General features: G+C 35.7%; 9 protein-coding genes. 4 read left to right on the forward strand and 5 right to left on the reverse strand.

What is annotated here, in order from left to right; translation table 11 throughout:
* Positions 1-53: 53 nt before the first annotated feature.
* From HMPREF2767_RS04035 to HMPREF2767_RS04050, 4 genes are read right to left on the reverse strand one after another with little or no spacing between them, the layout of a single operon-like run.
* A complete protein-coding gene (locus HMPREF2767_RS04035) occupies positions 54-1196 on the reverse strand; it encodes a glycosyltransferase family 2 protein (RefSeq protein ID WP_068127960.1) in 1143 nt (380 codons plus the stop codon).
* Positions 1197-1232: 36 nt separating this feature from the next.
* The gene (locus tag HMPREF2767_RS04040; RefSeq protein WP_068127962.1) at positions 1233-2936 is read right to left on the reverse strand and encodes a CDP-glycerol glycerophosphotransferase family protein; all 1704 of its coding nucleotides are present in this window, start codon (positions 2934-2936) and stop codon (positions 1233-1235) included.
* 17 nt (positions 2937-2953) lie between these two features.
* Positions 2954-3979, reverse strand: a complete 1026-nt coding sequence (locus HMPREF2767_RS04045; protein ID WP_068127965.1) for a ribitol-5-phosphate dehydrogenase — start codon at positions 3977-3979, stop codon at positions 2954-2956.
* A complete protein-coding gene (locus tag HMPREF2767_RS04050) occupies positions 3972-4688 on the reverse strand; it encodes a D-ribitol-5-phosphate cytidylyltransferase (protein ID WP_068127968.1) in 717 nt (238 codons plus the stop codon). Before HMPREF2767_RS04050 ends, HMPREF2767_RS04045 begins: the two co-directional genes overlap by 8 nt.
* A 169-nt stretch (positions 4689-4857) precedes the next feature.
* Here HMPREF2767_RS04050 and HMPREF2767_RS04055 point away from each other — a divergent pair, with 169 nt between their 5' ends.
* The 4 genes from HMPREF2767_RS04055 to HMPREF2767_RS04070 all read left to right on the forward strand — a co-directional run bounded on the left by HMPREF2767_RS04055 (position 4858) and on the right by HMPREF2767_RS04070 (position 11296).
* Positions 4858-5616, forward strand: a complete 759-nt coding sequence (locus HMPREF2767_RS04055) for an RsiV family protein (protein ID WP_070622697.1) — start codon at positions 4858-4860, stop codon at positions 5614-5616.
* Positions 5617-5701: 85 nt separating this feature from the next.
* Entirely contained in the window at positions 5702-8842 is a 3141-nt protein-coding gene (locus HMPREF2767_RS04060) for an efflux RND transporter permease subunit (protein WP_070622698.1), read from the forward strand.
* A 100-nt stretch (positions 8843-8942) separates the two neighbouring features.
* Positions 8943-10721, forward strand: a complete 1779-nt coding sequence (locus HMPREF2767_RS04065) for an SLC13 family permease (protein WP_070622699.1) — start codon at positions 8943-8945, stop codon at positions 10719-10721.
* Positions 10722-10783: 62 nt separating this feature from the next.
* A complete protein-coding gene (locus HMPREF2767_RS04070; protein WP_068127980.1) occupies positions 10784-11296 on the forward strand; it encodes a type 1 glutamine amidotransferase domain-containing protein in 513 nt (170 codons plus the stop codon).
* 87 nt (positions 11297-11383) lie between these two features.
* Here the strand turns inward: HMPREF2767_RS04070 and HMPREF2767_RS04075 are convergent, their stop codons facing one another.
* Positions 11384-12031, reverse strand: a complete 648-nt coding sequence (locus HMPREF2767_RS04075) for an immunoglobulin-like domain-containing protein (protein WP_070622700.1) — start codon at positions 12029-12031, stop codon at positions 11384-11386.
* Positions 12032-12348: the final 317 nt, after the last annotated feature.

Genomic DNA, 12348 nt, shown 5'->3' on the forward strand with positions numbered 1-12348 from the left:
TCAAGTGGCTAACTTAAACTTGAAATTTAAGAAAATATACAGAAGGGCATTTATTATTTTATTTTATAATACACTTTTTTTGCGACGCTTTTTAATTTACGTTTTACTCTCTTTTTGTTTCGGTTTATAAATGAATTATCTTTTTTTGTTAATGCATTTATTTTTCTTTCTAATTCATCTATTTTTAATTGTTGCAATTCAGCTTTATACGCTAATAGTACAGCATTACCATCTTTTTGACGATAAGCCCTTAATCGGTTATAAAAGCGATCGTTTACATATTCTTCGGCCCTTTCTGGGAAAGAGCTATTGAACAAGTCAGCAAACAGTTCTAGCCAGTCATTGTGGACTTTTGTCTTATGGATATGGATTAAATAATTAAGTGTGTTTCCAATACCAAAATTCATTATTCTATCTACAAAAGCAGCAGCAGCACGATCTTTAAACTCTTGGTCACCAAGTTCACCATCATAAATTATATTTAAGATTTCTTTATAATTTTCAAACGTCCTGTTTTTAGACTGCTTACTTGAGGTTAACCGGTCATCTGTATGATGTACGATATAATAATAAGGCTGATCAGCTAATATACTATGAACTTTTGTGTTAAAAAGAAATCGTGCTGTCACGAGCATGTCTTCGCCAATCAAGACATCTTTGTCAAATTTTAAATTTAACCGATCCCACTCTGATCTTTTAAAAGCTTTAAGTACGGATAAGGCAGTTAGCATATTATTCTCGATAATATCTGCATTACCTAATGATCCATGCTTGGCAAATGATCTCGGTACGTTACCTTTGATGTTATCTTCATTGCCTTTCACATACTTAGGGTAGATGATATCTGAATTGTTTGTTTTAGCAAAATCATATAGGTGAGTTACTAGCTCTTTTGCAACAAAGTCATCAGAATCTACAAAAAACAAATATTCTCCTTCAGCGTGTTCAGCTGCTGTGTTTCTTGGAATACTAGCATTACCAGAGTTCTCATCAAGTTTTAACAGCTTATAGTTTTTGAATTCTTCTTCTTCAAAAATGCTTTTAACTTTTTCGAATGTTCCATCTGTAGAACAGTCATCAACAACTATAATTTCATAATTTTCTTCAGGCTCAGTCTGGTTGATTAATGATAGAATGCATTTGTCAATTTTATTTACTCGATTGTATACAGGAATACAGAAACTAACTTTTTTCATAAGATCTCCTTGATAGCTTTAGGGTATGAGGTGTCATTACTTTTCTTTATTAAACACGTCATTAACAAGACGCTCACTTGATCGACCATCTGTATATTTGAAGTGTTTATTTATAAAGTTAGTAATTTTTTCTTCCTCGAAATCTTTGTTATATAGAGATGTAATCAGCTCATCGAAATCTTGTACAATTTTTCCTGGTACGAAGTCTGTATAAGTTTCGTAAAAGTCTCTTTTAGAAACGTAATCTTCTAAGTCATATGCATAAAACAGCATTGGCTTCTTGAATAAAGAGAACTCATATACTAATGACGAATAATCACTGATTAAAATGTCTGTAATAAATAAAATGTTATTTACTTCCCTGTAGCTTGATATATCGATGAAATACTTATTGTATTTCATAGGGAATTTTAGTTTGTTTCTTACAAATGGATGCATTTTAAACAGTACGACTGAGTTTGATTCTTCACAGTATTTCGCTAATTTTGCGAAATCTATTTTAAAGAACGGATAATAAGCAGAATTATGACCATTACCTCTAAAAGTAGGTGCAAAAAGAATCACTTGTTTATCTTTAATTTGTGGGTAAATAGAATATAATTCCTTCGTTACTTTTTTCTCATATTTATCATTAAAGAATATGTCCGTTCTTGGAACTCCAGTTGGAATGACATTAGATTCTTTAATACCAAATGCTTCAGCATAATATGGAATATCATTCTCTGCGGAAACATATACTTTTGTATAGTTTCTATGAGAACGCGTATTAAAGAAATTACCACCTGATTTACCAACTCTACTATAGCCAAATGTTTTAAATGTACCGACCGCATGCCATACTTGGATGATTTCCTGATCTTTTCTAAAATTGACTCTATATATCATTGGATGAAAGTCATCCACAAAGATGTATTTAGATTTACCCAGTAGGTAGGGGAATTTAAACTTGTCAAAAAAGTTTCTTCGATCCGTTATATGGCGTTTAAATTGTTGGTGAATATTATACTCCTTATCTTTATCTTGTCGAATCATCTCTCTAAAAATATATTCGAAATTTCCAGACATTTCTGCTCTTGAGTCTGATGTAAATAATACATCTTTCGTATTATTTTTGTTTCTATATTTTGACCAGTTAAAGATGAGATGGAATATAAAATCCCTGATTGAGAATGATGTTTTATTATAATTTCTACGAATACTTTTCATTGTTGCTTCATAGAAATCCAATTTTTCTTTTGGTTGTTTAAAAGATATTGAAAGTAAGAACTCGTTGACTTCTGTAGATAACATTGGAGTTACAGTATAAACTGTACTTTTTGAAGTTCCACTTCGTTTAAACTCTTTTCCATAATATGATAAGACAAAATTATGAATAGTATTCTCATCGCCTAATTCTATAATCTCATTTAATGTTTCTTGTTCGTCATTTGTCAGTTCAAGTTTTGAAGCATCTAGAAGTGTCTCTGAAGTTTGAGCAATGTACGTATATTCATCTTCAACGACTATTAAATAATCATCTTCTGGTAAGTAATTACCATTATTTATGTTAGATAAAGAAAATCGTGCAGAGAACTTATCCCCCTCGATGTTGACCTCATTGGCAGTCATTACTTTCGATTCATCTAGATTTCTTAAATAGAATTCTGGAGATGAAAAATCTCCATCTAAGAAGCGTCCTTCTATAAAGAATTGCACGCGTTCCCATCTAATATTTTCAATTACAACCTTGCGTTCTTTCATGTTTATACCTCGTTAATTTAGATTTCCCATTTCATGACTGTTTTACCCCATGATGTTGATAGATCTGCTTCAAAAGCAGCTGTAACGTCATCAATTGTGCGAACTGTAAATTCTTTTCCTTTTAATAATGATAGTTTATCTACAATATCTGGATGCTGTCGATAAATATCAGCAACTGCTTGAAAGTCTTTTGCACCACTACGACTACTACCGATGAGTGTAAGTCCACGTTCTAATACCATTCTTGTATTTATTTCGACAGGATGCTCACTAACACCTAACAATGCTATTGAGCCTTCAGGATTTATATGATCAATGATTTGATCAATTGCGCTTTGACTACCACGTCCTCCGACGCATTCAAATGCATGATCAAAAGTTAAATCCTCAGGGATTTCATCTATATAAAAAGTCTTGTCGACAAATGAAAAGTAGCTTAACTTATACTCCGTTTTCCCGAACACGTAAATTTTAGCATCGGGATATATTTTTCTGAGTAAAATGGCAGTTATATAACCAAGGTTGCCATCTCCCCAAATTCCGAAACTTGATGTATTTGAAATAGATTTTCTTTTAAAGCGATCGATTGCGTGTATGCTTACTGAAACTAATTCAGAATAAGAAACAGTACTGAAGTCCATTTCGTCAGGTAAAACAATAGCACGATCGTGATCTAAAAAGACATAGTCTTGCATAAAACCGTCATAACCACTAGATCTGAACTTGCTAGATTTTAAGTAGTTTTCTGCAATTACTTCATCCACTTCTGTTGGAGTGTTAGGGACCATTAATACTTTTGTGCCGACTTTAAATTGCCCCTTACTATCATAAACAACTTCTCCAACACCTTCATGAATTAAAGCCATTGGTAGCTTTTCTCTCATTGCTTGTTCGCCACGTGTACCTGTGTAATAACGTTGGTCTGCAGCACATATAGATAAATATGTTGGTCTTACAACCACTTTATTTGAGTTAATATCTTTATTTGTATAAGTTACTTCAAACTGTCTAGGAGATACTAACTGATAAATTTGATTAATCATCTGCTATACCACCCTTAATAATTGAATTCGCAACTTTTAAGTCGTATGGTGTTGTGACTTTAATGTTAAATAATTCACCGTCTACTAAGCGAACTTCTCCACCTTGTTCGACAATAATTTTACAAGCATCAGTTAAAATGTTTTTCTGTTCTTCTGAAAGTGAACTGTATTTTTCTTTTAATAACTTTATGTTAAAAGATTGTGGAGTTTGACCTTGATACATATGATCTCTGACAGGGATGCTTGAAATTGTTTTACCATCTGTTGAAGTCACTATGGTATCAATCGCACTTATAACCGTGTCTACAGCACCATATTCTTTTGCTAATTGAATATTTTCTTTAATAATGCGATGTGTTAAAAATGGTCTTACCGCATCATGAGTTACGATAATATCGTCATCATTTGTACCGTGATGTTCATCGATGTAGTCTAAGATGTTCATAATCGTTTCATTACGATCTTCTCCACCTTTTATTACGATTACTTTATCTGAGTTGATATTATGTTTAGAGAGAATATCATTTGTATGTCCGATCCATTTTTCAGGAGTTGCAATAATAATTTTATTAAAATCATTTTCTAAAATAAACTTCTCCACTGTATGGATAATAATTGGTTTATCATTTAAATCTAAAAATTGTTTTGGGAGAGGAACATTCCCCATTCTTGATCCAATTCCTCCAGCTAATATACCAGCGTAAATCATAAATAACACCTTCCACTTATTTATTTCGATGATTTACTAAAATTTTACACTATATTATTTGTGAATTCAAAAATGACCAAACAATTACTAAAAACATGAGTCGATATTCTTTTTAATTTCATCGTGGCTTTGCTACAATTATAATATAAACAACATTGGAGGCATTTATATGAAGCGTTTTGGCCTCTTTTCACTGTTCATGATTTTTGCTTTTATTCTTGCTGGATGTTCGAGTACGAATGAGCCTGTTAAGTTAAAACATGGTGTTGTATATAAGGAACATTCAAATAATCAAGATTTTGATGACTTGAAATTTGTTGCGAATGATTATAACGTTGAAATTCACTACCCACATTTTGGTGTGGAACGTATCGATAAAAAGATCGAAGGTGCACGTAATAAGGAGTTCGATGATTTCATAGATATTGTTAAAGATGATGATGAGCATATGGATTCATCGTTAAAGATTGTTTTTAACGCACATGATGTTAGAGGCGATATTTACATGTTTAACATTACGAGAGTTGTTAAGCTTTCTAAAGATACGGAATACTCGATTCACGGTGTACTTGTAGTGAATACCGCGAGTGGTGAAGCGGTTATAAGCGACAACTTGTTTAACATCGGTCAATCATCACGAGAGGCGTTATTTAAACGATTAGATCAGGCGATTCGTGATAATCCGGCGTATGCACCGTATTATGACGCGAAAAAATTAGAAGATCGAACGATGGATATTTCAAAGACGTTTTCGAATGTTGACTTTAAAGGAGACGTCGTACAGTTCCACTATGATCAAAACGAAATCGGAAGTGGTGCGATGGGAACACCAAAAGTAGAAATACCGTTTAGAGACGTCATCGAATTTTTAGAGCCGACAATTAAAGCAGTCGTTGAAGGTGAATTGATACCGACGAATGAAGACTAACATTTGCCAAGGGGATATCGTAACGTTGCCCTTTGGCTTTTTATCAATTAGAAATACATATTGAAATAAATAAAGAGGTGCAAATGTGGTAAAAAGAATTGTAGATTTCTCGATTAAAAACAAACTCGCGATCGTATTAATGACGATTATCATCACGCTTGGTGGAGTGTATTCCGCTTCAAAAATGAAGATGGAAATGTTACCGGACATCGACTCGCCAGTGCTGACAATCACAACACCGTATCCAGGTGCGACGCCAGAGACGGTATTAAATGACGTGACAGAAAAAATAGAGTCACGTGTAAAATCGATGGAAGGTGTCGAAGATATTCAAAGTCAGTCGCTGCAAAATGCGTCTGCAATCACTGTGATTTATGATTACGGTACGGATATGGATAAGGCGACTGACGAAGTCGAAACGATAATTGATGAATTAGATTTACCAGACGGTGTGGAGTCATCTAGTATAGATACGATTTCGATGTATACATTCCCAATTATCAGTTATTCATTTACCGAAAAAGACAATGATCTTAAAGATTTAACACAGCGTTTAGAAGAAGATTTAATACCTGAAATTGAAGGAGTCGAAGGCGTATCAAGTGCGTCATTTTCAGGTCAACAAATCGAAAGAGTCGAGCTTTCTTTCGATGAAGCAGCATTAAAAAAGCATGATTTAAAAGAAGATGATGTCTTACAATTTATTTCGGGAACGTCAAATGATTTCCCGCTCGGATTATATACGTTTGACGATGAACTCCGTTCTATTTTAATCGATGGTCGTTTTAATACGGTAGAGGAGTTAAAAGAGTTAAACATACCAGCTGGAGAACCTGAAGCACCTGAAATTGACGATGAAACGAAAATGAAACTTGCTGCAATGAGTGACGCTGAGCGTGAAGAATTCCAAAAAGAAATGGAACAAAAAGCGTTAGATGCAGGACTGAAAACAGTTAAATTAAAAGACGTTGCAGAAATTAATACGGTATCAGAAAGAGAGTCTATTTCTAAAACAAATGGTAAAGACTCGCTTGCGATACAAGTTGTAAAATCTAACGATGCGAACACAGTAGCAGTTGCGAATGAAATTAAAGAAACAGTCGATACGTTTTTAAAAGATAACAAAGATATCGACGCAGTTTTAATGATGGACCAAGCAAAGCCGATTGAAGATTCAATTAAAACGATGTTCGAAAAAGCACTCCTCGGAGCAGCTTTTGCAGTAATCGTTATTTTACTCTTCTTAAGAGACTTTAAGTCGACGTTAATTTCTGTCGTGTCGATTCCAATGTCGATTTTAATGGCATTTGTTATTTTAAAACAACTCGACGTTTCGATTAACATCATGACACTCGGTGCAATGACTGTCGCAATTGGGCGTGTCATCGATGACTCGATCGTCGTTATAGAAAACATATACCGAAGACTTACGAAAGAGGATGAAACGTTGCAGGGTCGTGAACTGATTACAGCTGCGACAAAACAAATGTTTATCCCGATTATGTCGTCGACAATTGTAACGATTGTCGTATTCGTACCACTTGCATTTATTACGGGTGAAGTCGGTCAGATCTTTAAACCGTTCGCGTTAACAGTCGTATTTGCACTACTTGCGTCACTTTTAATTGCAATCACGATTGTACCGATGCTTGCGCACTTCTTCTTTAGAAAAGGTGTGAAAGTCAAACCACATCATAAGAAAAACCGTATCGCAGATAGCTATAGAAAGATTTTAGAGTGGACACTATCACACAAAGTGATTTCGAGCATCGTCCTTGTTGTCATTTTTGTTGGAAGTTTAGCGTTAACACCATTTGTTGGAACGAGCTTTATTTCAACAGGTGAAGATAAGTTCTTAGCACTCACATATAAACCGTCACCAGGTGAAACGATCGAAGAAGTCGTGAAACATGGTGAGGAGGCTGAACAAGAACTTAAGAAAAATAGTGACGTGACGAACATTCAATATTCTGCTGGAGGAGATAATCCATTTAACCCAGTCGCATCGAATGATATGGCGATGATGGTCGAGTATAAATCTGATACAGAGAACTTCGAAGAAGAATCTGCAAAAGTGTTAGAAAAACTCGAACAATTTGACCATAAAGGTACGTGGTCGAGTATCGATGTCGCAACAGGTGGTGCGTCTAACGAAGTCAAAGTAACAATTAAAGGTACAGACTTCGATAAAATTAAAGCAGCATCTGAAGAAGTAGAAGCTGTTTTAAGTGAGCACAAAGAATTATCTAACGTCAAATCCGATGTCAGTGATTCGTATACAGAGTATCGTATCGTCGTTGACCAAGAAAAGGCAGCAAAACTCGGGTTAACTGCAGGTCAAATCGCGATGGAGTTAAACCAATACGAACCGAAACAAGTCGTGACTGAAGTCGGTGAAGTAGGTAAAACACAAGAAGTCATCTTAAAGCACGATAAAAAAGAGAACTGGACAGAAGACGATTTAAAAAATAATACGATTAAATCTCCACTCGGTAAAGACGTGAAGTATAGTGAGTTTACTACGATTGAAACTGGAGATACTCAAGATACAATTAAACGTTTAAACGGAGATATGTACGCGACAGTGAGCGGTAAAATATTATCAAATGACGTCGGTACTGTTACATCTGAAGTCATTCAAGAAGTGAATAAACTAGAAGTAGAAGACGGTGTTACAGTTGAAGTTGGTGGAACGAACGATGATATTGAAGAAAGCTTTCAGCAACTTGGACTTGCGATGTTAGCCGCGATTCTTATCGTATATGTCGTTCTCGTGTTAACATTCCACGGTGGAATTGCACCGTTCTCAATTCTCTTCAGTCTACCGTTTACAATTACAGGGGTAATTATCGCATTACTCATTTCAGGTGAGACGTTATCCGTACCAGCACTCATTGGATTACTCATGCTGATCGGAATTGTAGTTACAAATGCAATCGTATTAATCGACCGAGTCATTCATATGGAAGAAAGAGGACTTTCAACGCGAGATGCATTACTTGAAGCAGCATCTACACGTGTCCGTCCAATTCTAATGACAGCACTCGCAACGATTGGTGCGTTAATTCCACTTATTTTCGGTGGAGATTCATCGATATTAATTTCAAGAGCACTCGGCATTACAGTAATCGGTGGACTCGTATCGTCTACGTTACTGACGTTAATCGTTGTACCGATTGTATATGAAGTGCTGATGAATATTAAACACAAATTCGTTAAAAATTAACATATGTGTTATTAAACCACTTGGTAAACTTATCAAGTGGTTTATTTTTTTATAAAATACGGCATCATATAAGTAATCAATCTTTTTAAGGAAGATGCCTATGACGTTAGAAATGCTGTTTGTACTCGGCATGGTCGTTGTTATGCTTACGTTATTACTGTTTGAAGTAAGCCGAGCTGACTTTGTCGTATTTTTATTTTTAGTAATATTTTTAATGACGAATGTCATTTCGACTGAAGACGCACTTAGCGGTTTTAGTAACGAAGGTTTAATGACGATATTACTATTATTTGTCGTCGCGAGTGCGATTGAAAAGCACGGCATTATAGAAGGAGTCGTCTACAAATTACTCGGCGATAAAACGACGCCAAGAGGCGCATTATTAAAACTTTTACCGCCAGTCGGTGTATCGTCAGGATTTTTAAATAATACACCGATCGTATTAGCACTCACGCCGATTGTTAAAGACTGGGCGTTAAAACGTGGCTTTAGTCCGTCGAAGTTTTTAATCCCGCTCTCTTATATTACGATTATCGGTGGTACGCTCACGTTAATTGGTACGTCGACGAACTTAATTATCCACGGGTTGTTAATCTCTAGTGGTAAAGACGGGTATAGTTTCTTTCAGCTTGCACCTGTCGGTATTGTGATTTTAATTTTCGGACTTATTTATATCGTGACAGTTGGTTACAAGTTACTGCCAGAGCATTTAACTGCGACTGAAAAAATTCAAAGTGAGGCAAAAGAATTTTTAGCAGAAGCTGAGATAAGTGAAGACTTTGAGTATTGTAATCATTCGATTATTGACGTGACAAAACATGCGATAAAAGGGATTTATATCATTGAAATTATTAGGGATAAAAGACCACTCCCTGAAGTGAACGCCCATTCGTATATTCAAGCTGGAGACCGTATTATATTTAGTGCGACGCTAGACGCGATTGGAGATATAAAGGACGTCAAAGGATTAAAGTTAAGAACAGGTAGTGAACTCACGCTTGAAGACCTTCAAACTGAAGGGGCCGTACTGATTGAAGCGGTCGTTTCACACCGTTCGATTCTTCTAAATAAGACACTAAAAACATCGCGATTTAAAACGCGTTATCAAGCTGGGGTTATCGCGATTCACCGTAACAATAAACGTATCAACTCAAAAGTTGGAGATATCGTCTTAAAAGCAGGGGATACGTTACTATTACTTGCGGACGAATCGTTTTTAGATGTTAATAAGTATAGCGATGACTTTTATATCGTGAGTAACTTAACACCGCCAGATAAGTTTATGCAAAATAAACGTCAAGGATTTGGTGTTCTAATATTACTCGGTATTATGATCGGATTAGTCGTTGCTGGTATTTTATCGATGTTAAAGGCAATGCTTGTTATGGTCGTTATACTATTCGTGTTTAAAATTATATCTCCAAGAGATGCGATGACTTCGATTCAGTTTGACGTCATACTGTTAATAGGAAGTGCATTTGGAGTCGGTAAAGCAATTACGAATAGTGGACTCGCAACGTTTGTCGCAGAGCATATCGTAATGTTCGCTAAACCAATTGGAGTACTCGCGCTACTCGCTGCACTTTATCTGATTACAAATATATTTACAGAGCTGATTACGAATAGTGCTGCTGCTGTAATTATGTTCCCGATTGCTGTTGAAGTCGCGGAAATGATGAACACGCATTATCTTGGATTTGTAATTGCGATTACGATCGCTGCGAGCAGTAGTTTTATCACACCGATTGGTTACCAGACAAACTTAATCGTCTACGGGCCAGGGGGATATAAGTTTACCGATTATATTAAAGTCGGAGTTCCGCTATCGATTATTACGATGATTATTACAGTCACGACGGTTTATCTTTTATGGTTTTAATGTTTAAGTGTATGTAAATTCGGTTATATATGTACTACAACGATTTAGGAGGCAATTATTTTATGACTAAAAAAGTTGCAGTATTAATGACAGATTTAGTAGAAGATAGTGAGTACACAGTACCAAAAGATACAATTTTAGAAGCAGGATACGAAGTAGAAGTCGTATCACCAGAAGGTAAAGTAGTTGAAGGTAAGCAAGGCGGAAAATTTGAAGCGGATGTTTCAGTAGCCGATGCAAATGCTGAAGACTACGCAGCACTTCTCGTACCAGGTGGATTCTCACCAGACGTTTTACGTGGAGACGCTGAAGATAGACCAGCAAAATTTGCAAAACATTTCTTAGAAGCAGATAAGCCAGTGTTTGCAATTTGCCACGGACCACAGTTTTTAATCGACACAGGATTATTAAAAGGCAGAAATTTAACGTCAGTTAAAAACGTTAAAACTGACTTAATTAACGCTGGTGCAGACTGGGAAGACAAATCAGTCATCGTCGACAACAACTTAGTGACGAGCCGTACACCAGATGACTTCGATGATTTCACAAAAGCAATCGAAGAAGCTCTTAAATAAATTTAAAAGGTGAGACGTAGTAAATGCGTCTCACCCTTTTTTGTGTATTGAGTATTTGTTGTGTTGTGGTGTTTTGTCGGGAGTGTTTTATTCGACAGTCACCGTAATGGCTTTCGCGTTCGGCTTACCGAAGCGGTCGATGACTGTATAAGCGATATAGTACTCTCCTGGCTTGTCAGTGTTTACTTCATCTCCAACGATGTAGACATCTTCAGTAATATCATGGCCGTCTGTGTCGATGACAGTGATATCTTTTTTAGGATCAAACGACTCGCCTTGAGAAACTGTCACGTCTTTCACGTTTTTAAATGTGACGCGTGGACCTTCTTTACTTTTTGAAGGTGACTTAGGAAGTTCAGTCGACGGCTCTTGTGACACAGTAACGAGTCTAGAGTTTTCATACCATGCCCCGTCTTCAGCTGTTACTTTATAATTTAATACGTACTGACCCTCAGTATTCGTATCAACGTCACCAGATACTTCAATGTCAGAAGTTAAATCATCTTTAGAATCAATTGCGTACACACCAGCGAGCGGATCAAAGCTATCACCGACTTGAACATTCACTTCACCGATGTTGTAAATCGTCGGATAGTTGCCGTCGTAGTCCTCGATTAGTTTATCAATTTGAACAGAATTATCGCTATTATCTTCTATCGTAGCATGCTCTAATGCATCAGCAGAAAAAGCAGTCGGTAAAATACCAATCATAATTTTAATTAAAGCAGTTTTCATACAAATTTCTCCTTCAAACATCTTAATAATAGTTTACTATGAAATCTGAAAAGAAAAAAGCATCAACTTGAGTGAAGGTGTGGCTTGCTTCGTTTATTTAACAGAATTTGCTTGTTTTTGTTAGATATGTTGGGATAATTAACAAAAATCGGGTTGTAATGCTGGTATTTGTTAAATAAAAAGTTTTAATTAACAAAAGCATCCCCGCTAATCCGAAATATGTTAAATATATTCGGATATCTAACAAAATCGCGATATTTCTGTTATATAAAATAGGCTGGATGGGTATTTTTATCTTTTTAAAGGATAAAGAACCT

The sequence above is a fragment of the Nosocomiicoccus sp. HMSC067E10 genome, assembly GCF_001810835.1.
GTDB lineage: Bacteria > Bacillota > Bacilli > Staphylococcales > Salinicoccaceae > Nosocomiicoccus > Nosocomiicoccus ampullae_A.